This window comes from Geomonas agri, from assembly GCF_020179605.1.
Lineage (GTDB): Bacteria > Desulfobacterota > Desulfuromonadia > Geobacterales > Geobacteraceae > Geomonas > Geomonas agri.
In genome coordinates this window covers 618,220-639,392 of record NZ_JAINZO010000001.1, presented here as the reverse complement: position 1 = coordinate 639,392, position 21,173 = coordinate 618,220, and the positions used below count along the sequence as shown (strand labels likewise).

Below are 21,173 nucleotides of genomic sequence, written 5' to 3'. Positions count from 1 at the left end.
CAACTGCACCCAATCAAAAAAAGTCGTTACTAATGATCAGGCTTTACTCTATACCACTTACGCAGGGTGTTGTAAATGCAAAAACAACGGCATCTGCAGATCTGTAGTTGCATCTCAGCCAACACTGCATGAGAGTGCAGACAACATCAACAAGAGCAGATTTCGTGCCGGAATCCTCATGGACAGAACCTAAATTGTGCTGGCCAGTTAATGAGGGGACAGTTCATCACCTAGATCGATATGAATTTTCTTCTCATCCTCACTAAGTTATAGGTCGTTTGAGAGTGTATCAGAAAATATTTGAATGGGAACTGACTGCTAATTTTTTATTCAGCACTGGCATAGCGGACGATCACGGAAGGAAAGAGTACAGATTTTTTCAGGGCGCTGAGGGTAAAGAAGTGTCAAAGACAAAGCCAGTGTCTGAAATTTGACTGAGCGGCACGATAACATTGCATTACCAGTGCCGCATGGTCGTCCTACAATCTCCAGAGCCGGATGCCGTGTTCTGCCATTTGCTCCGGGTTGAAGATGCCTTTCACGTCGATGACGAGCGGCGAGTCTTTCATCATCGCCGTGAGCTGGGCCGGGGTCAGGCATCGGTACTCCTTGTGCGCCACTGCTATCACGACTGCCTCGGCGACCTGCAGCTTGTCGGCGGGGGTCAGGGTGACGCCATACTCGTGCCGTGCCTCATCCGGGTCGGCCAGGGGGTCGCTCACCTGGACCTCGATGCCGTAGTCCTGGAGTTCGTGGATGATGTCGACCACCTTGGAGTTGCGCAGGTCGGGACAGTCTTCCTTGAAGGTGAGGCCGAGCACGGTAATGCGCACGCCGCGCACGTTGTGTCCGGCGCGGATCATCTCCTTCACGGTGCGCTGGGCAATGAACTTCCCCATACCGTCGTTGATGCGCCGCCCGGCGAGGATGACCTGGGGGATGTAGCCGATCTTCTCGGCCTTATGGGTCAGGTAGTACGGATCTACCCCGATGCAGTGCCCCCCGACCAGGCCGGGCTGGAATTTAAGGAAGTTCCACTTGGTCCCGGCCGCCTCCAGCACGGAGTTGGTGTCGATGCCCATGCGGTCGAAGATGAGGGCCAGTTCGTTCATCAGGGCGATGTTGAGGTCGCGCTGGGTGTTCTCGATGACCTTGGCGGCCTCCGCAACCATGATGGAGGGGGCACGGTGCACGCCCGCGGTGACCACCGACTCGTAGACGTCCCCCACGATCTGAAGCGTTGCGGCATCCTGCCCGGAGACGACCTTCTTGATCTTGGTGAAGGTGTGTTCCTTGTCGCCGGGGTTTATGCGCTCCGGGCTGTACCCGACGAAGAAATCGGTGCCGCATACCAGTCCGGAGAAACGCTCGAGTATGGGGACGCATTCGTCCTGGGTCACGCCAGGGTAGACCGTGGACTCGTAGACGACGATGTCACCGTTCTTCAAAGCACGCCCCACCGTCTCGGAGGCGCGCAGCATCGGGGTCAGGTCCGGTTGGTTGGCGCAGTCCACGGGGGTGGGCACGGCAACGATGTGGAAGTCGGCCTCCCTGAGGACGTCGATGCTGTCGGTGAAGACGATGTCTGCCTCGCGCAGATCCTGTGCCGTCACCTCTCCGGTGCGGTCGTACCCTTTTTTCAGTTCTTCGATGCGGGTTGCGTTTATGTCAAAACCGTAGCATCTGCGTACTTTGCCAAAGGCTACCGCCACGGGAAGGCCGACATAGCCAAGCCCGATGACTGAAACGACTCGGTCGTGCTTTAACATCACAGGAACTCCCTAAGCAATGGAATGCAGTCGTGCCAGAAAGAGAATTGCAAAGCTCTGGTAAATGAGGAGTCAGTGTATCAGAACTTTCTCACTAAAGGAACTGGATGACGAAAAAAATACGAGACAGCCAAAGGAGGAGTTTTTTCCAGGTAAAAGAAAAGGGATATCTGAGTCACAGACATCCCTTTTCGTGCCTCCATGTAATGTTGCTCAATGCTGCGGCAACACTCTCTCTGTGGGGCGAGAAGTTGCTTGTTTTTATCTGTACAGCGTGCGACCGTCCTAGACGTAATACCTGGAGGTCACGCTCTCCCATGTGCCTTGAGCCTTGAGGATCAGGTCGCAGAGTTCGCGCACCGCCCCCCAGCCGCCACGGTTCCGGGCGACGAAGTGGGCGAAGGGAAGCACCTCCTGGACGGCGTCGGCAGGTGCGGCAGCGAAGCCGACTCGTTTCAGGAGCGGTATATCGATGACGTCGTCACCCATGAAGGCGACCTGCTCGTCACAAAGGCCGGTCGCTTCCAGCATCTGGCGGTAAGGGACCAGCTTGTCCAGGGATTTCTGGTAGACCTGCCCGATGCCAAGTTCGACAGCGCGGTTATAGACCACCTGCGACTCCCGACCGGAGATGATGCCGACTTCGATCCCGGAACGCTGCAGCATCTTGATGCCATGCCCGTCCTTTACGTTGAAGAACTTGCTCTCCACGCCGTTGGAGTCGAAGATGATGCGTCCGTCGGTGAGCACACCGTCCACATCGAGTATCAAGAGCTTGATCTTTTTCAGTCTTTCTTCCATGAAAACCTCACTGGATACCCCAAAAACATTTAACAGGGATAAAGGGGATAAAAGGGATAAATCAAAACCGTACAAAAACGGATCGGGGATAACTACAACACCATGAGTGGTTGTGTGCCTTTATCCCCTGTATCCCTTGTATCCCTGTTCGATTCGATGTGCTTCTTTATGCTATGCCCGCTTTCAACAGGTCGTGCAGGTGCACGATGCCGACCGGCGCAGTGGCGTCGTCGTCGGAGAAAACGAAGAGCGAAGTGATGGAGTACTGCTCCATCTGCTGCAGGGCTCGCGCCGCCAGCTCGTCGCGGCGAATCCGCTTGGGGCCCTTCTTCATCAGCGCCGAGGCCGGCAGGTTAATGATGTCGAGCCCCTGCCCCAGGGCCCGGCGCAGGTCGCCATCGGTGATGACGCCGACCAAGGCACCGTCATCGGCGGTGACGCCGGTAATACCCAGCCCCTTGGAGGTGATGGTGAAAAGGGCCTCGCGCATCAGGGTCGCGGCACTAACCAGCGGCAGCCCGTCGCCGGAGTGCATGATGTCCTCGACCTTCAGCAACAGCCTCCGCCCCAAGGCGCCGCCGGGGTGGAACATGGCGAAGTCCTCGGCCTTGAAGCCGCGGCTGACCAGGAGCGCAACGGCGATGGCGTCGCCCATGGCCAGGGTCACGGTGGTAGATGCGGTCGGGGCGAGCCCCAGCGGGCACGCCTCCTCCTTCACCGAGATGTCGAGGAAGATATCGCCGCTCTTGGCCAGGGTGGAGTTGGGGTTTCCGGCCATGGCGATCAGGGATGCACCGAGGCGCTTGATGATGGGGAGGATGCGCACCACCTCGTCGGTCTCGCCGGAATTGGAGATGGCGATGACGACGTCACCCTTCATGATCATGCCCAGGTCGCCGTGGATCCCTTCCGCCGGGTGCAGGAAAAAGGCGGGGGTGCCAGTGGAGGCCATGGTGGAGGCTATCTTTTGGCCGATGAGGCCGGATTTGCCCATGCCGGTGACGACGACGCGACCGGTGGTGCTGTTCAGTATCATCTCCACGGCCTTCTCGAAGGTCCGGTCGATGGATGCCTCCAGGTTCAAAAGCGCCTCAGCCTCTACTCTGATTACCCGCTTCGCTTCTTCTAAAATCAAGGTCAACTCCTTACAAAGACAAAACCGTATTAACAGGGATAAAAGGGATAAAAAGGATAAAAACCAAGCTGGGGGTTAAACCAAAACCGATCTTTGCTTAGCGCCTTTGCGGCTTTGCGTTAAGATCGCTTTTCTGCAGTTATCCCTTTGATCCCCTTTATCCCTGTTTGAACACTTTTCTTTACGCCTGCTTCACGATGGCGTCGATAGCCTTCAGTTTGTTCAAAAGTGCCGGCAGGTCGTCCAGGCGCACGGAGTTCGGGCCGTCGCACAGGGCGCGCTCAGGGTCCTCATGCACCTCCATGAAGATGCCGTCGATACCGGCTGCCACCGCCGCGCGGGAGAGAAATTCCACGTACTCGCGCTGGCCGCCCGACGAGGTACCCTCACCTCCAGGCAGCTGGACGCTATGGGTGGCGTCGAAGATGACCGGGTAACCGGTGGAGCGCATGATGGGGAAGCTGCGCATGTCGACGACGAGGTTGTTGTAGCCGAAGGAGGCACCGCGCTCGGTGAGAATGATGTTCTCGTTCTCGCAGGAGCGGATCTTGCCGACCACGTTCTTCATGTCCCACGGTGCCAGGAACTGCCCCTTCTTCACGTTGATGACCTTACCGGTATTGGCGGCAGCGACCAGCAGGTCGGTCTGGCGGCAGAGAAACGCCGGGATCTGCAGCACGTCGAGCACGTCAGCGGCCGGTTCGACCTGCTCGATGGAATGGATGTCGGAAAGGACGGGAACGCCCAGCGCTTCCTTTACCTTGGCCAGGATCCTGAGCCCCTCGTCCATGCCGGGACCGCGGAAGGCGGTGACCGAGGTGCGGTTGGCCTTGTCGTAGGAGGCTTTGAAGATCAGCGGGATGCCGACGCCGTTGCAGATGCTCATCAGGCGCTCCGCGTGACGCAGCGTCGCCGTTTCGTTCTCTATCACGCAGGGGCCCGCCACCAGCGCGAGCGGCCTGTTGCCGCCAATCTTGATCTGACCTACAGTGACTTCCTTCATCATGACTTCTCCTTGAAGAGATCCCGCACGACGTTCAATGATCGAACGTCGTAGACTGTCTTAAAAAAAGTAGGACTGTCAAAGTCCAACGCGCCCTTCGCTATTGTGAAGGACGCGTTGTCAATTGTCCATTGTCAATTGTCAATTGCTACTAGTTGCCTTTCCTTGCCTTGGTGGCGCCGATGAAGGCCTTGAACAGCGGGTGCGGGTTGAGCGGCTTGGACTTGAACTCCGGATGGAACTGGCACCCAAGGAACCAGGGGTGGTCGGCCAGTTCGACGATCTCGACCAGGTTCCCTTCCTTGTAGATGCCGGAGATGATCAGCCCCTTCTCCTCGAGCGCGGCGCGGAAGGCGTTGTTGAACTCATAGCGGTGACGGTGACGCTCGGAGATCTCGGTCGCGCCGTAGGCCTTCTGCGCGAAGGTCCCCTTGGTGAGCGAGCACGGGTACGCGCCCAGGCGCATGGTGCCACCCTTCTTGTCGACCCCCTTCTGCTCTTCCATCAGGTGGATCACCGGGCTGGTGCAGGCGGGCTTGAACTCGCTGGAGAAGGCCTCCGGGAGCTGGCAGACGTTGCGCGCGAACTCGACGGCAGCCATCTGCATGCCGAGGCAGATGCCGAAGAAGGGAACCTTGTTGACGCGGGCGTACTCGATGGCCTTGATCTTACCCTCGGTGCCGCGCTCGCCGAAGCCGCCCGGTACCAGGATGCCGTCCACGTCGGCGAGGTACTTGTCCGCCCCTTCCTCCTCGATCTTCTCGGAGTCGAGGTAGACCAGGGTGACGCGGCAGTCGTTGGCGATACCGCCATGGGTGAGCGCCTCGGAGAGCGACTTGTAGGATTCCTTGAGGTCGACGTACTTGCCGACCACGGCGATGCGAACCTCGCCGCAGCCCGGGTTGGTCAGCTTGGAGACCACCTGCTGCCAGTGGGAGAGGTCCGGGGCCTTGGTCCAGATGTTCAGCTTCTCGACCACCTGGTCGTCGAGCCCTTCCAGGTTCAGCGCCAGCGGCACCGCGTAGATGTGCTCGGCGTCGCGGGAGGTGATGACGGCCTTCTCCTCGACGTTACAGAACAGGGCGATTTTCGCCTTCATGTCCTGGGGAAGCTCCTGCTCGCAGCGGCACAAGAGGATGTCGGGCTGGATACCGATCTCGCGCAGCTCCTTGACCGAGTGCTGGGTCGGCTTGGTCTTCAACTCGCCGGCGGTCCTGATGTAGGGAACCAGGGTGACGTGCAGGTAGAGCACGTTGCCCGCGCCGCGATCGCTCTTCAACTGGCGGATCGCCTCGAGGAACGGCAGCGACTCGATATCGCCCACGGTGCCGCCGATCTCGACGATGGCGATGTCGCTACCCTTGGCGTTCTCGAGGATGTTGGCCTTGATCTGGTCGGTGATGTGCGGGATGACCTGCACGGTGCCACCCAGGTAGTCGCCGCGACGCTCCTTCTCGATGACCGAGAAGTAGACCTGACCCGTGGTGAAGTTGCTCTTCTTGGAGAGCTTGCTGGAGGTGTAGCGCTCGTAGTGGCCGAGGTCCAGGTCTGTCTCCGCGCCGTCGTCGGTGACGAAGACCTCACCATGCTGGAACGGGGACATGGTGCCCGGATCGACGTTGATGTACGGATCCAGTTTCTGGATAGTGACCCGAAGCCCCCGTGCCTCCAGCAGAGCGCCCAAAGAAGCGGCGGCGAGTCCCTTACCTATGGAGGAGACAACGCCGCCGGTAACAAAGATGAATTTTGTCTTCACTGAAAAAACCTCCATGAACTAGATAGAGATCAAGATTAAGACTAAGTAGAAAATCTGAAGGAGCCGCTTGTTTACGCCTCTCTTAAGTGTTCGTCTTTGCCTGAAGCTAAATCTCTATCTCAATCTGAACCTTAATCTTAATCTTTATCTCAATCTGCTTTTAAGCCTTTTAGCTTTGCCAGCACCTTCTCCAGGTCGGCCGGGGTGTCCACCCCTATCGACTCGCACTCGGTCTCGACGATCTTGATGCGGTAGCCGTTCTCCAGAACCCGCAACTGCTCGAGTTTCTCGGCCATCTCCAGGTAGCTCGGCGGCAGCGCGGCGAAGACCGGCAGGAACTCGCGGCGGTACACGTACAGCCCGACGTGCTTGTAGCACAACAGCTTACCGCAGCAAAAGGCATCGTCCTTCAGGTCGTTCCACTTGTCGCGGAAAAACGGCAGCGGAGAACGGGAGAAGTAGAGTACGTTCCCCTTCGGGTCAGCAACCACCTTCACCACGTTGGGGGACAGAAAGTCGTGCAGCGTCTTGATGCGGCACTTAAGCGTCGCCATCGGGATGGACGGGTCTTCCAGCATCGGTGCGATGGCCTGGTCGATCATGGCCGGATCGATGAGCGGTTCGTCGCCCTGCACGTTGACAATGATGTCGGCGTCGAGCCTTGCCGCCACTTCGGCCAGCCGGTCGGTCCCGGTCTCATGCTCCACCGAGGTCATCTCCACGCGACCGCCGAAGGCGCGCACCGCAGCGGCGATCCGCTCGTCGTCGGTCGCCACGATCACTTCGGAAACGAGGTTAGCCTTGGAAGCGCGCTCGTACACGTGCTGCACCATGGGTTTTCCCATGATGTCCGCCAATGCCTTGGCCTCAAAACGCGTAGAAGCATACCTGGCGGGAATTACCGCGGTTATTTTCATTTGGCGTCTCAGTACGACCCCACACCGGTCACTGCCGGAAGCGAGTCCTGGTTGCGGTTGTGGTTTGGTGATTTTTGATGGCTGGCTTTTGCTGCGATTTTAGCCGGTGGAGCGCAGCCTAAACTGCTGGCTCCGTCCCTTGTCTGGCGGGACGAAACAAGTTACATCAAAAGAAAGGTTTGTGTCAAGGAGTGAAATTAGAGGGATGCGCTCAGCTTGTCGGCCCAGGAGAAGGTCTCCAGTTGGGCGGAGAGCAGCTGGTCCAGCTCCAGTTCGCAGACGCCCAACTGTTCGCTCACGGCGGGGAAATCGGCCTGTTCCAGCAGTTCGGCCAGCACGAGGAGTTCCCCCAGGTCCCCCTCGTGGTGCAAAAGCGCGCTCTTCACGTTTTCCACCAGGTTCAGCTTGCCGACCAGTTCCTCCATGCGATCCTCGAACAGCACGTCGATGAGCGAGAGGATGCCCACCATGAAGCCCTGGTCCGCGAGCTCAGCAGCACCCCGCCCCCTCGAGGCGATGATGAGGAGTTCCATCAGCTTGCCGCGTGTGGCCGCCATCTCCAGCAGCGGGCTTTGCACCCCGTTTTGATCGTTGCTGGCGTACAGGGCCAGGGTGATCCAGCGCTTGAGCTGCTCCAGCCCGAGCACGGTGAGCGCATGGCGCAGGGTCTTGATGCGCACGCGAAGCCCGATGGCCACGGAGTTGACCAGGCGCAGCAGGTTGTAGGTGAGCCCGGGGTTCTGTTTGAAGGTCTCTTCGATCTCGCTCCACTCGGCATCAGCCATCACCTGCTTCATAAGCTGCATCATGGTGATCTTGCCGATGTCGATCTTGTTCTGCCTGAGCACCACCGGTCGGGCGAAATAGTACCCCTGGAACAGGTCAAAGCCGAGCTGCGAGCAGAACTTGTAGTGCTCAGCGTTCTCGACCTTTTCGGCCAAGAGGGTGAGGCGCCACTTCCTGAGCTTTTCGACGATCTCCGGCAACGACTCTGCCGGCGTTTCCAGCACGTCGACTTTCACTATGTCGACCAGGGGATAGATGTCGTGGAAGGCGGGAGAGTAGACGTGGTCGTCGAGGGCGAGGCTGAAACCGAGTTTCTTGAGGGTGCGGCAACGTTCGAAGACCTCGTCGTCGGCGACGATGCTCTCCAAGAGTTCGATCACCACGCGGTCCTTGGGCAGAAGTTCCACGGCGTCACTCATCAGCACTTCGCGGGTCACGTTGAAGAAACCCTTGTGGCGCCCGAGCACGTCCTGGATGCCGAACTGGGTCAGCGCGTTGACGATGACGCTGGCGCTGGCCACCTGCACATCGAGGATGTTGGCCGCGTTCAGGCTCTCCGGCGAGCGGAACAGGAGTTCGAACCCCATGATCTGCTGGGTCCGGTCCAGGATGGGCTGCCGCCCCAGGAAGAACTTTTCCTCAACCATGAAAACCTCTCAGGGCATCAGTTGCAGAGCTTCAATACTTCCCGACTGATGGCGTCCAGGGGGCGGATGTAGTCGACGCCTCCCAGCTTGATCGCCTCGTTGGGCATCCCGAAAACGATGCAGCTCGCTTCGTCCTGGGCGATGTTCAGGGCACCGGCCTGCTTCATCTCCAGCATGCCGTGGGCGCCGTCGTCCCCCATGCCGGTCATGATCACCCCTACCGCGTTCTTGCCGGCATAGCGGGCGGCGGAACGAAACAGCACGTCCACCGACGGGCGGTGGCGCGACACCAGCGGCCCGTCCTTGATTTCCACGTAGTAACGCGCGCCGCTGCGCTTCAAGAGCAGGTGGTGGTTGCCCGGCGCGATCAGGGCCCGACCGCGCACCACGGTGTCATTGTTTTCCGCCTCCTTGACGGTGATCCGGCACAGACCATCCAGTCGCTGCGAAAAGGCGCGGGTGAACCCCTCGGGCATGTGCTGCACGATGACGATGCCGGGGCAGTCCGCCGGCAGCGACTCCAAAAAGGTCCGCAACGCCTCGGTCCCCCCCGTCGAGGCGCCGACCACCACCACCTTCTCGGTGGTCTGCATCATCGCCTGGCTCTTGGGTTTTTCCATGATCACGTCGGCGGTCAGCTTGGGCGCCACCTGGTGGGTCACCGCGGCAACGCGCCGCACCCGTGCCTGGCTCGCCGCCTTCACCGCGTCGCAGATCCTCACCCGGGACTCTTCCAGGAACGCCTTGGTCCCCAGGCGCGGCTTCTGGATGATCTCCACCGCCCCGTACTCCAGGGCCTTCAGGGCCGTCTCGGACCCCTTCTCGGTGAGGCTCGAGCACATCACCACCGGGATGGGATGCTGGCTCATGATCTTGTGCAGGAAGGTGATGCCGTCCATCCTGGGCATCTCGACGTCGAGGGTGATCACGTCCGGGACTTCCTGCCTGATCCGGTCCGCGGCGATGAAAGGGTCGCCCGCGGTCGACATCACCTCGATCTGCGGGTCAGAGGAGAGGATCTCCACCATGGTCTGGCGCACCACGGCCGAGTCGTCCACTATCAGTACCTTTATCTTCTTGGGCATCTAACAACCCCCTGATTTTCTCATCCGTTTCAGAAGAACTTCCCCGGTGTGGGAGTGGAAGATGATCTTCCTGCCCCGCTCCCCTCCCAGGTCCTGCTTGGCGACACGCACCGACTCGTTCGCCAGGATCTTGAGCGCCATCTCCGCGTTCTGCCGTCCCACGCTGCGCAACCTGCCCAGGGCGTCGAACATGTCGGCGCCGCCGAAGACCTTCGCCTCCAGTTCCCCGCGCAGCGCCCCCCGGTGCAGCATCCGCTCCAGCATGGCCCTGATGGCGGTGTCGACGTACTTGCCGTGATGCCCGTCCTGGGCGTCAAAGAGGTCGCCAGTGCCGGGCAGCTGGGCGTGGCAGATCGCCCCCAGCCGGAGCCGGTAGTTGAAAATGGTGACCGCGACGCAGGATCCGAGCAGGGTCGTCACCAGCACAGGCTCAGAGCTTACCATTATCTGGCCCGGTTTCAGGAAGACGACCTTTCCCTGCGTCGGCGGCATCATCGCGGCCTTCGATACACCGTCGGGTAGACGCTCACCAGCGGGACGTCGAGGCCGCTCAGAGTCTCCGAGTGCCCCATGAAGATGAACGCGCCGGGCTTCATGTGGCGGTGGAAACGCTGCAGCAGCTTCTCCTGGGTGGGGCGGTCGAAATAGATGATGACGTTGCGGCAGAAGATGATGTCCAACTGCTCGCGCATACCGAAATCTTCGTCCATGAAGTTGAGGCGGCGAAAGCGCACCTTCTCGCGCAACTCCGGGACGATGCGCACCATGCCGCTGGAGCGGTCCTTGCTGCGCAGCAGGTACTTTTTCTTGAGTTCCATGGCCACCGGCTCCACCTGGCTCTCGGTGTAGATCGCCATCTTGGCCTTGTCCAGCACGCGGGTGGAGATGTCGGTGGCCAGGATCCTGAAGTCGAACCCCGGGTTGCGCAGGGCGTATTCGGAGAGCACCATGCACAGCGTATAGGGCTCCTCGCCGGAGGAGCATCCGGCGCTCCAGATGGAAAGGGTGGCGCCGGGGTGCCGCTTGACCCATTCCGGGAGCACCGTCTGGGTCAGGTAGTGGAAATGGTCCGGCTCCCGGAAGAAGTCGGTCTTGTTGGTGGTGACCATGTCCAGCATCTGCACAAGCTCTTTCTCCATCCCCTCGGCGGAGAAGAGAAAGTCGCAGTAATCAGTGAAGCTGTGCATGCCGAGGTTCCTGAGCCGCTTCTGCAGACGCGCCTCCAGCATGGTTTTTTTCACATCCGGCATCTTGATGCCGCAGGTGTCGTAGATAAACCGGCTCAACCTGCCGAAGTCGCGCGCCGACAGGGTGGCGCTGTGCTCGGTGACTCCAGATTCCGCCATGTTAACGGCCCTCGCTGCTTGCATAGGCGCTACGTCCTCCCCTCATCATCAGTTCTGATCCATCTCGGCCGCCTGCACCAGCTGCGGGACGTCCAGTATCAGCGCCACCGAACCGTCGCCGAGGATGGTGGCTCCGGAGATCCCCTCGGTGTCCTTGTAGGCACGCCCCAGCGACTTGATCACCGTCTGGTGCTCACCGATCACGTGGTCCACCACGAAACCGACCCGCATCCCGTTCACCTGGGTGATCACGATCTGCTCGATCTCCGGCGGCTCGCCGCTGATGCGGAAATGCTGCCTGAGCGGTATGTAGGGGACCAGGTGCTCGCGTACGTGTGCGAGGTTCCTGCCGTGCGAGCGCGCCACGTCATCGCGGGTCAGCTCGACGCATTCGTCGACCATGGCCAGAGGCAGCATGAAAGCGTCGTTGCCGATCTTCACCAGCAGGCTCTCGATGATGGCCAGGGTGAGCGGGATCTTCACGGTGATGCGGGTCCCCTGGCCGCGTACGCTGGTGATGTCGATGCTGCCGCGCAGCGCCTCGATGGCCCGTTTCACCACGTCCATGCCGACGCCGCGCCCCGAGATCGAGGAGACGGTCTTGGCCGTGGAGAAGCCCGGCGCGAAGATGAGGTTGAAAAGCTCCTTCTCGGAAAGTTCGGCGCTGGCGGAGATGATGCCGCGCTCGATCCCCTTGGTGCGGATCGCCTCCTTGTCCAGCCCGGCCCCGTCGTCGGCGATGGTGATCAGCACGCTGTCGCCGGAGTGGATGGCGGCAAGATGCACGGTGCCCCGCGCCGGCTTGCCAGCCGCCTCGCGCGCATCGGGAAGCTCGATGCCGTGGTCGATGCTGTTCCGGATCAGGTGCACCAGCGGATCGTTCAGCTTCTCGATCACCGTCTTGTCCAGCTCGGTCTCCTCACCTTCCGTTGTCATCTCGATCTGCTTGCCCAACTCGGCGGAAAGGTCGCGCACCAGGCGCTTGAACTTGCTGAAGGTGCTGCCGATGGGGAGCATGCGGATGTTGAGGGCGCTGTCGCGCAACTCGGCGGTGAGGCGCTCCACCTCTTCGGCGATGGCCATGAGCTCCGCGTCGTCGCGATGGGCCGCGGTCTGCGACAGGCGCGCCTGCACCGTAACCATCTCTCCCACCAGGTTGACCAGGAGGTCGAGCCGCTCGGCCGGGACCCGGATACTGGAGGATGCCTCCGCTACCTGCTTCTCCTGGCGCACCTCCTTGACGTGCTTTTGCTCCGCCAGGGCAGATTTCACCTTCCCTTCGGGAATGATCCCCTCGGAGATCGCAAGCTCACCGAACCTCTTTTGGCGTGCCAGGACGGCCTTCATCTCATCCAGGGTGATATCCCCCCGCTCCAGGAGGATCTCGCCCAGTTTCTTGTAGTCCTGCTGCTCGTCGTAGCGGTTGTGCTCGGCCACCACTTCGATCTTCAGGTCGCAGTCGTCCTCAACGAAGATGAAGATGTCGCGCACCGCGTTCTCACCCTGGTCGGTGGTGAGGATCACGTCCCAGTATACGTAGCACCCCTCGGGGTCCATCTCCTCCAGCGGGGGGAACCCATCGGTCTGCGCCACCACGGTACAGGTCCCCAGCTCCTTCATCTCGGCCAGCAGGTTCAGGGGGTTGGTGCCGGAGACGAAGATGTCCCGCGGGGGGACGAAGCGGATCCGGTAGGTGACGGGGTCTTTTTGCGGTTGCTCCGCCTCCTCGTGTCGCTCGGTCGTTGCCGCCGCGCCGCTGCCGCCGAAACCGGCCAATTCGCGCAGGCCGACGATGATCCCGGCGCTCGCCTGCAGGTCGGTTTCCGCACCGCTGTCAGCGGCGTCGAGCATGGCCCGGATCTGGTCCCGGGCTGCCAGGGTCAGGTTCACCAGCCGGCTGGTGACGCTTAACTTGCCGTTGCGCACCATGTCGAAGACGGTTTCCACCTCGTGGGTAAAGCTCGCGATGTCGTCGAAACCGAACATGGAGCCGGACCCCTTGATTGTGTGCATGGCCCGGAACACCCGGCCGATCAGATCCTGGTCATCGGGCCGCTCCTCAAGCTCCAGCAGCGAACTCTCCAGTTCCGCCAGGAGCTCGTATGCCTCTTCCTTGAATGCCTGCCGATGAAGGTCGATCATCCCAGCACCTTCTTCACAACCGCCATGAGTTGTTCCGGTTTGAAGGGCTTCACGATCCAGCCGGTGGCCCCGGCGGCCTTCCCTTCCTGCTTCTTGGAATCCTGCGATTCAGTCGTCAGCATGACGATGGGGATGAACTTACAGCTAGCCAACGCCCTGGCCCCCTTGATCAGCCCGATGCCGTCGAGGTTGGGCATGTTCAGGTCGGTGATCAGCATGTCGACCTTGGTGTTGGCAAGCTTTTGCAGCGCGTCCTTACCATCCACGGCCTCCACGACATCGTAGCCACCCTGCTTCAGGGTGAAGGTCACCATCTGCCGTACGCTGGCAGAATCATCCGCTGTCATTATCACTTTGGCCATTAGCTCTCTCCTCCTACCCAGATGCAACTGCAAGCTCGATCTTGCGGACACCCGGTTTGCCTTTGAAATCCGGCGCCGGTCGCCGCTTCACGGAAGGTGGTGTTGCCACCGTCGAATATGTGCAGGGTCTTGCCGCGGCGCAGCGCGCTCTGGTGCGCCGAGCACAATAGCTGCAGCCCGGTAAGATCGATCCCGGTCAGGGCGGAGACATCCACCCGCACCTCCGGTGCATCCTCAAGTGTCGCCAGGAGCGCGTCCCGGAAATCCCGGGCCTCGCAGATGGTGACGCCGCCGGAAACCATCAGCGTCTGTGTTGCCCCCTGCGGGTCTTTGACCCGTTCCAACTTCACTTCGTCCATATAGGTCCTCTCGTTAATCTAGAAAAGTTCCACGTTGCCGCCCAACTCGTCATCATCGGCCGCCGGCGGGGGCGGCGCAGAGTGGGTGGGCATCCTCCCGCCGGTAGCGGGCCCGCTCAGCGATTCATGGATCCTGCGTTCACTCTGCATGGTGTAGCGCTGGGCAAGTTGGTCCAGATTGCCCCCCATGCCCGCCGGAGCCAGCCTGCGAGCTTCGGTGGCAACCCCGGAGATGGCCCGGATCGACTCTTCCAGCACCTGGGCCACCTTGCGGTGCACCGTGATCCCCGACACCACCTGCTCGATATCGTTGGAGAGCCGGGTGACGGAGTCGTCCATTTCGTGCAGCGAGCGCTGCAGCGTATCGTTCACCTGCCTCAGGGTCTGCACCAGACCGGAAAGGGTCTGCACCATGCCGTGCACCTCGCTCTCCAGCCCCGTGGTCTCGACGCTTACCCCCTGGCTGAGCCGGTCGGTGACCGCGATGATCCCCTGCAGCGTCCCGGAGACAGCCCCGGTATGATCGATGGCGTCGATGGAAAGACGTTGAATGGCCTCTGCAAGCACCCCGAGCGCCGCCCCCTCGTCGCCGGTGTAGGCCGACTTGATCTGGGCGTTCAAGGCGATCAGCTTGATCTCTTCGCCGATCTTCTCAATGTCCCCGACGAAGGTGGCGATCTCCCCCACCGTCTCCGCCACCGTGGCCATGGCCACGCACAGCGCCTGGTTCACCTTGGAACTTTCGAGAAGCGCGTCCGAGACCACCGAGATATCCCGTTCCATCCCGGTGAAGAAGCTTCCCCCCGCCTGGTCAGCGATGCCCGACATGCCGCTGGTTTGGGAGGAAAGGCCGGACTGCTTCCTGGCCACCTCCCTCAGGCTCTCAATGATGATCCGCACCGCGCCGTCCAGCTCGTCAGAGGCGTGGCGCAGCTGGGCTATCTGCAGTTCGCAGATGGTGGCGGTCGTGTCCGCGCCGCAGCTGCCGGAGTCGAGACCGTCCTTGACCTCGTCCAGCGCCTCATGGACATGCTCGATCTGCTGGCGCACGATATCGTGGGCCTGCATGGACATGACCACGTCGCCGATGGAGCGGTACACCTCGTCGGAGACGGCGGAGACCAGCGCCACAGAACTGGAACAGCGCGAGTTGATATCGGTGAGGGACTGCAGGCTCTTCTTGGTTCGCGCCAGCACCTCGATGACCTTGTCATGCTGCTTGGCGCCTGCCTCCAGCACTCCGGACAGGGTCTGCTCGATCTCCCGTGCCAGGTCGTCCTTTCTCTTCATGATAAAGGCAGCCTTGTCGTTGACCTGTACCGAGAGCTCGCCGACGTCGCTGGCCAGGGTGTCAAACCCGGCGGCGCTCTGCCCCAAACGCGCGCTTTCGATCTTGGTCGAGATCCCCAGCATGCGCAGCACCTTGTTCACCTTCTTGAATCCCGAGAGAGGATCACTGACCTTTTCCAGCAGCCCGAGGATCTCGCGCAGCGTCTGGGCGCTCCCTTCGATCTCGTTCTGGGCCCGGTCCACGTAGTGTCCCATGTGGTCGAGCATCTCCCCCAGGCGGTCCATGGCGCCGGTCACGTGATCTCCCGCGACCTCGCCCACCATGTCCGAGGCGAGACCGGAGATCCCCAACCCGCGCTGGTAGAAGTCCTGGAGCCTGCCGCCGATGGCCAGGAACTCGTCCTCGGTGGTCCCCGCAATCACGGCCAGTTCCACCGCAGCCTTGGCCAGGACACCGGACCATCCCGGCGCCAGCGCCCTGACTTCCGAATCCTGGGTGCCGTTATCGTTGCCGCCAGCTATCATAACGTTCCTTTTACTCTGTGAGGGTTGTCCACCGTGGCCAGCCAGTTTTTTGCCGAGCGGCCCGGTTGAGTTATTTTATCGACAGGCTTGGGCAGATCTTGAAGCCTTTTTCTCATGTAATTCGAAACTTCCGCAATTTAATGGGAAATGCGCGCCCTGATTGGCATTATTGCCGCACCCGGCAGGTCACCGCCCCCGATCCAACGCTGCATTGCCAATAAAGTCGGTAACTTTTGACCACAAAAAAGGGCGCCCCCGTGAAGGGACGCCCTCGTTGCTGCATGGGTGGTCTGGACAGGGCCGCAGGCCCGCCAGCTACCGCCTTACGAAAATCTCGCGCGCCATGGCCGAGTCGATGGCGAATTCGGAGAACCCGACCCGGAAGATATAGGAGGGGAACGCCTGCAGCAGGGAGATCCGGTTGCCCGGGAGCACTCCCATCGCCATCAGCTTCTGCATTTTCTTGCTGTCCTCGGTCTGGATGTAGGCGATGTCGCCGTCGTCGCCAGGCTTCAACTCGGTGAGCGGTACCACGCCGAGGTCACCGCTTTTGCGGGCCTCCTCGCAGCACTCCCCGGGAGGGATCGGCTTGCCGTGCGGGCAGGTGGCCGGGTGGTTCAGCATGGTGCAGACCTTGCTGTCCACACCTTCGTTCAGGAGATGCTCGAACTGGCAGGCCTTGACGTCACCGCTTTCGCCCCTGATGTTCAGCACGTCCATCATCAGCCTCTCGGCCAGGCGGTGCCGCCTGATGGTCATGCGCCCTTCCTCGCGTCCCTCCGGGCGGAAGTAGATGCGCCCGTCCCTGATCTCCACCAGGGCCTGCGCGGAGAGTTCGTGGTAGGCGGGGTCGGACGCGGCGATCTCCATCCGGTCCAGTTCGGCGTAGCCGATCCCCTTCTCCTCCGACTCGATCCAGAGCGCCTCCAGTATCTCTTCCGCTTTATCGCTAAGCTTCATACCTTCTCCTTTTCACCCTCACTCGGGGTCATCGTTGCGGCCCACGGGCGCTATACTCTATCCTTTTTTGCCGAACATCTTCTTAAGTCCTTTAACGAGAGCCGGTTCGGGCGGATTCTCATAATTGCAGCGGGGACATTTTACCATCTTGCAGCCGGATGACATCGGGCAATTCTTGCACCCCACGTTTCCTTCGCTCTCCGCGAACTCATGTCCGCAAAATCCGCACCTCATGTGAACCTCTGTTTAACAGGGATAAAGGGGATAACACCTGAAGCAAAAACCTGTGTCACGCCAAGACGCAAAGTCGCAAAGAAAGGACAACGTCTGGGACGTAACCAAAATCTCAAAGTTGTTATCCTTGTGTCTTTATTCCTTTATCCCCTTTATCCCCTTTTATCCCTGTTCGAGTGTTTTTTGGTTGTCGCCCCGTTACAGGATGTTGGTCATGAGCAGGACGCGGTTCAATATCCACCCGGTGCCGAAGGCGAAGGTGGAGACGAACAGGCCGATGCTGATGGCCACTTTCCAACCCCGCTCCTTCTTCATGATCAGGAACTGCGCCACGCACGGTATGAACAGGGTCAGGGTCACTGCGGCAACGGTCAACTGGCGCGCATCCATCAGCCCCTTGCTCTGCAGGTCGTAAAGGCCGGCGGCGCCGTAATCGCGACGGAAGAACCCGAAGATGAAGGCGACGGCGCTTTCCTTGGGAAGCCCCAGGGAGGCCATCACCGGGGTCATAGCCTCGATCATTTTCTCGAAGAAATGGGTGACCTTGCCCAGCCACAAAAGCACCGAGGCCAGGATGAACAGCGGCAGGATCTCCATGAAGTACCACTGCATACGGGTGTAGGTCTTGGTCAGAACGTTGGAGAACTGCGGCAGCCGCATGGGCGGGATCTCCATGTAGAACATCGGGGTGTCGCCCGGAAGCACCTTGGAGGCCAGCAGGCCGACCAGCAGGAAGATGCCGAACAGGCACAGACCCCAGACCAGGAGCGCGCCCGGGGTCTTGGACAGAAGCGACATGATCACCCCCAACTGCGCCGAGCAGGGGATCGCCAGCGCCAGCAGCACCGTCGCGATGACGCGCTCGCGCACCGTCTCCAGGGTCCGTGTCACCATGGTAGCCATGGTATCGCAGCCAAACCCGAGAACCATGGGAATGACGGCGCGGCCAGTGAGCCCCATGGTCTTGAAGACCCGGTCCACCAGGAGCGCCAGGCGCGGGAAGTAACCGCTGTCCTCCAGGACGGAGAAGAACAGGAAGAAGGTGGCAACGATAGGAAGGATGATGCCGACGGCGTAGCGGAAACCAAGGGTGATGATGCCGTACTCGCCGACGAAGAGCTCCTGGATGATGGGCCAGGGGACGTTACCCTTGACCACGCCAGTGACCCAGGGGTTGAAGAACTGCTCGAACCCCTTCCCTTCCAGCAGATCGACCAACGTCCCGGCGCCGAAGACGCCCACGAACTGGTACAGGCCGAAGTAGAGCACGACGAGGAGCAGCGGTACCCCGGTGCTCGGTCGCACGGTCAGGCGGGAAATGCGCTCGGCAAGGGTGACCACCCGCTTCTGCGGCGTCCGGAAGGCACCGTCCAGCACCTTCTTGACGATGGTCTTGCGCTCCATGGAGAGGTCAAGGTGGAACGACTCCCTGCGCTCGAAGCGCTTCTCCCGGACCGTGGTCTCGACCAGGGGAAATCCGTCCCCCTCGCTGTCGCGCACCAGTTCGGCCACCTCGGTGTCACCCTGCAACAGGAGCAGCGCCAGCGACTTCTTGGAGAGAATGTAGTCACCCTTGAGGCAGCCGGCAATCTCGGCGATGTCCGCTTCCATGAGCCGGGAATAGACGAAGGGGGCGCTAGTGCTCGCGCTGGAACCGGCGATGGCGGCGCGGATCTCGGGCAGGCCCACCTTTTTAGCGGTGGCCGCCCCGATGACGGGAATGCCCAGGCGCTGGGACAACAGGGGGATGTCGATCTCCAGCCCCATGCGCGCGGCCTCGTCCATGATATTCACCACCAGCACCACCGGCAGCTCCGCCTCGATCAGTTGCAGGGTCATGGGGAGCATGCGCTCCAGGTTGCGCGCGTCGAGCACGTGCAGCACGAGGTGCGGCCGCTCGGTAAGCAGGATCTCGCGGGCGACCCGCTCCTCCTCGGTGATGGGGAGGATGGAGTACATGCCCGGGGTGTCGATAATCTCGAATTCTTCGCCGTTGATGGCGGTGTTGCCGCGGGAGACCTCCACGGAGGTGCCGGGATAGTTAGAGACGGTGACGTAAGCGCCGGTCAGCGCGTTGAAGAGCACGCTTTTCCCGACGTTGGGATTCCCGACCAGGGCCACTTTCTTGGCGCCGGTACTGCTGACGGTTGGTGTTTCGTGACAGGAACCCTTCTTACCAAAAAATGACATGACTCTACCTACCCCTTTTTAACGTTCGTTTGCCAATGAAATGTCAATGAATGTCACTTTCATGATGGCGGGAAAAAATTTTTCCGTATTTGTGCGCAGGGTTGGCCGCAGCAGCCCCCACAGGCACGGGAGAACGTTCATGAACGCTCCCGCTGTGCGCGTACCGTCCCCGTTATTTCCTGCAGTTCGCGCAGAGTCCGTAAAGTTCCAGGCGATGGCGCTCGATGAGGAAGCCGCGGCTGTCGGCCACCTCGTCCTGCAGTTTCTCGATGGTTTCGTTTTCGAATTCTTCGATGTGGCCGCACCGGGTGCAGACCAAGTGGTCGTGGTGCTCTCCTTCGCTGACGTGCTCGTAGCGGGTCTGGCCGTCGCCGAACTGCATCTCGCGGGCAATGCCGGCCTCGGCGAAGAGCTTTAGGGTGCGGTAGACGGTGGCGTAGCCGATGTTCGGGTGCTTGGACCTGAGCTTCAGGTACAGCTCCTCGATGCTCAGATGCCTGTCACTGGAGAGGAAACAGTCGAGGATGATGTCGCGCTGTTTGGTCGACTTCAATCCCTTCTGGGACATGAAGTCAGCGAATACCTTTTTCTTGGCTCGTTTCATGAGGACCCCAATTGAAAGTGGATGTCATGATAGCGAGCGTGACAGAGACTGTCAACTCTTTTTTGGGGACTGAAGGAAAAGGAGGGGAATCTGTGTCAGACAGCGCAAAAGATGAGCTTTACGGAGAGATCGTCAGAATCAGCGGGAGTCACAAGGGGGACCGGACTGTCACCCGGCACCAGTGAGACAGAGAGTGACTGATCAGGGATTAGCTCGTGACGAAGTCTAGGGCCCGGGTTCGGGACTCCCTCGTCTGTGGGGTGCATTACCTTGGTGCAGGCTTGGTGGGGACTTCGGCGGGGATATCCTCGGGGAGTGGCTGAACCGGGCGTCCGCATTTGCGGCAGCACTCCTCGCAACCGGTTTCCTTGCTGGTGTCCTGTTCCAGGTGCGGCTTGATATCCTTTTTAGCCGCCTTGCACTTCTGGCAGCAGTCGCAGGCGTTCTCCTGGGTCGGACTTACCTCGACATCACGCTGGTCGGGGAGGAATTTGCCGTTGCCACGGTGCACTAGCTCATCACCCGCCCCCCACGACAACATCGCCTGAGACAAAAGCAGCAACACGATGGCGACCGGCGTCTTCTTCATGGCTGGCTCCTTCCAGTACGGGGCAGGATGGCGAGACCGGTTAACATTAGCATCAGCCAACCGCCTGTCAAACACGGCTTTAAAAAGATCGCCGTGAAAAGAGCAGGCATTACGGCACGAATGCTTTTCTCTGGTATACTCGCTGGATGAAAAAAATCTAACAGGAGGTGTCACATGCAGAGGCGTTTGGTGGCAACAATGGCAATCTTGGCACTGGTAACCGGCGGCATGATGGGCTGCAAGAAGAAGAGCGAGGAACAGGCCCAACCTCCACAAAGCGTGATGTCGACGTCCAAGTCGGCAACGTCAGCCGCGCCGCCGGCGCCATCGTCCACCGGTCTCACCGGCGAGCAACTCTTCAAGCAACACTGCGCGGTCTGCCATCCCAACGGCGGCAACACCATCACCCCGTCCAAGACCTTAAGCGCCAAAGCCATGGCCGACAGGAGCAAGATCACCAAGCCCGAGGACATCGTCAAGATCATGCGCCACCCCGGTCCGGGCATGAACAAGTTCGACGAGGGGATGATCTCCGACGACGACGCCAAGAAAATCGGCCAATACATCCTGGCCACCTTCCCGTAAGCACCTCTTCGGTGGGGGCGCTCCCGCCCCCACCGACACTTTCCCTTTATACGCCTACACATCGGCGAGCTCGCCATCCTGCGCCAGG

The 21,173-nt window shown here is 60.5% G+C and carries 19 protein-coding genes; 1 reads left to right on the top strand and 18 read right to left on the bottom strand.

Annotated features, from left to right (window positions below; all coding sequences use genetic code 11):
* Positions 1 to 479: 479 nt before the first annotated feature.
* The 18 genes from K7R21_RS02810 to K7R21_RS02725 all read right to left on the bottom strand — a co-directional run bounded on the left by K7R21_RS02810 (position 480) and on the right by K7R21_RS02725 (position 20,500).
* The gene (locus K7R21_RS02810; RefSeq protein WP_224981778.1) at positions 480 to 1,769 is read right to left on the bottom strand and encodes a nucleotide sugar dehydrogenase; all 1,290 of its coding nucleotides are present in this window, start codon (positions 1,767 to 1,769) and stop codon (positions 480 to 482) included.
* Between the two features lie 285 nt (positions 1,770 to 2,054).
* Positions 2,055 to 2,570, bottom strand: a complete 516-nt coding sequence (locus tag K7R21_RS02805; RefSeq protein WP_224981777.1) for a KdsC family phosphatase — start codon at positions 2,568 to 2,570, stop codon at positions 2,055 to 2,057.
* A gap of 166 nt (positions 2,571 to 2,736) precedes the next feature.
* Positions 2,737 to 3,705: a KpsF/GutQ family sugar-phosphate isomerase gene (locus tag K7R21_RS02800; protein ID WP_224981776.1), complete on the bottom strand. Its 969-nt coding sequence runs from the start codon at positions 3,703 to 3,705 to the stop codon at positions 2,737 to 2,739.
* A gap of 181 nt (positions 3,706 to 3,886) precedes the next feature.
* On the bottom strand, positions 3,887 to 4,711 hold the full coding sequence (gene kdsA, locus K7R21_RS02795) for a 3-deoxy-8-phosphooctulonate synthase (protein ID WP_224981775.1): 825 nt from the start codon (positions 4,709 to 4,711) through the stop codon (positions 3,887 to 3,889).
* Positions 4,712 to 4,859: 148 nt separating this feature from the next.
* Positions 4,860 to 6,464, bottom strand: a complete 1,605-nt coding sequence (locus K7R21_RS02790; RefSeq protein WP_224981774.1) for a CTP synthase — start codon at positions 6,462 to 6,464, stop codon at positions 4,860 to 4,862.
* Between the two features lie 149 nt (positions 6,465 to 6,613).
* Complete coding sequence (gene kdsB / locus K7R21_RS02785; RefSeq protein WP_224981773.1) at positions 6,614 to 7,381, bottom strand: 3-deoxy-manno-octulosonate cytidylyltransferase; 768 nt, start codon at positions 7,379 to 7,381, stop codon at positions 6,614 to 6,616.
* Between the two features lie 197 nt (positions 7,382 to 7,578).
* Positions 7,579 to 8,814, bottom strand: a complete 1,236-nt coding sequence (locus K7R21_RS02780) for an EAL and HDOD domain-containing protein (protein WP_224981772.1) — start codon at positions 8,812 to 8,814, stop codon at positions 7,579 to 7,581.
* Between the two features lie 17 nt (positions 8,815 to 8,831).
* A complete protein-coding gene (locus K7R21_RS02775) occupies positions 8,832 to 9,899 on the bottom strand; it encodes a protein-glutamate methylesterase/protein-glutamine glutaminase (RefSeq protein ID WP_224981771.1) in 1,068 nt (355 codons plus the stop codon).
* Complete coding sequence (locus K7R21_RS02770) at positions 9,900 to 10,394, bottom strand: chemotaxis protein CheD (protein ID WP_224981770.1); 495 nt, start codon at positions 10,392 to 10,394, stop codon at positions 9,900 to 9,902.
* Positions 10,391 to 11,245, bottom strand: a complete 855-nt coding sequence (locus tag K7R21_RS02765; protein ID WP_404813618.1) for a CheR family methyltransferase — start codon at positions 11,243 to 11,245, stop codon at positions 10,391 to 10,393. Before K7R21_RS02765 ends, K7R21_RS02770 begins: the two co-directional genes overlap by 4 nt.
* A 48-nt stretch (positions 11,246 to 11,293) precedes the next feature.
* Positions 11,294 to 13,387, bottom strand: a complete 2,094-nt coding sequence (locus K7R21_RS02760; RefSeq protein WP_224981768.1) for a chemotaxis protein CheA — start codon at positions 13,385 to 13,387, stop codon at positions 11,294 to 11,296.
* Positions 13,384 to 13,749 (bottom strand): response regulator, encoded by a 366-nt coding sequence (locus K7R21_RS02755; protein ID WP_183346687.1) that lies wholly within the window; start codon positions 13,747 to 13,749, stop codon positions 13,384 to 13,386. Before K7R21_RS02755 ends, K7R21_RS02760 begins: the two co-directional genes overlap by 4 nt.
* Complete coding sequence (locus K7R21_RS02750) at positions 13,749 to 14,108, bottom strand: STAS domain-containing protein (protein ID WP_224981767.1); 360 nt, start codon at positions 14,106 to 14,108, stop codon at positions 13,749 to 13,751. Before K7R21_RS02750 ends, K7R21_RS02755 begins: the two co-directional genes overlap by 1 nt.
* Positions 14,109 to 14,126: 18 nt before the next feature.
* Positions 14,127 to 15,923, bottom strand: coding sequence for a methyl-accepting chemotaxis protein (locus K7R21_RS02745; RefSeq protein WP_224981766.1), 1,797 nt, complete (start codon positions 15,921 to 15,923; stop codon positions 14,127 to 14,129).
* Between the two features lie 315 nt (positions 15,924 to 16,238).
* Positions 16,239 to 16,883 carry a metal-dependent transcriptional regulator gene (locus tag K7R21_RS02740; protein ID WP_224981765.1) on the bottom strand — a complete coding sequence of 215 codons (645 nt, stop codon included), beginning with the start codon at positions 16,881 to 16,883 and terminating at the stop codon, positions 16,239 to 16,241.
* Positions 16,884 to 17,315: 432 nt separating this feature from the next.
* Positions 17,316 to 19,307 (bottom strand): ferrous iron transport protein B, encoded by a 1,992-nt coding sequence (feoB, locus tag K7R21_RS02735; RefSeq protein WP_224981764.1) that lies wholly within the window; start codon positions 19,305 to 19,307, stop codon positions 17,316 to 17,318.
* A 172-nt stretch (positions 19,308 to 19,479) separates the two neighbouring features.
* Positions 19,480 to 19,911 carry a Fur family transcriptional regulator gene (locus K7R21_RS02730; RefSeq protein ID WP_224981763.1) on the bottom strand — a complete coding sequence of 144 codons (432 nt, stop codon included), beginning with the start codon at positions 19,909 to 19,911 and terminating at the stop codon, positions 19,480 to 19,482.
* A 265-nt stretch (positions 19,912 to 20,176) separates the two neighbouring features.
* Positions 20,177 to 20,500 (bottom strand): hypothetical protein, encoded by a 324-nt coding sequence (locus K7R21_RS02725; protein WP_224981762.1) that lies wholly within the window; start codon positions 20,498 to 20,500, stop codon positions 20,177 to 20,179.
* A 174-nt stretch (positions 20,501 to 20,674) separates the two neighbouring features.
* On the opposite strand from K7R21_RS02725, the gene K7R21_RS02720 reads away from it, so the two are divergent.
* Positions 20,675 to 21,085, top strand: a complete 411-nt coding sequence (locus K7R21_RS02720; protein ID WP_224981761.1) for a c-type cytochrome — start codon at positions 20,675 to 20,677, stop codon at positions 21,083 to 21,085.
* Positions 21,086 to 21,173: the final 88 nt, after the last annotated feature.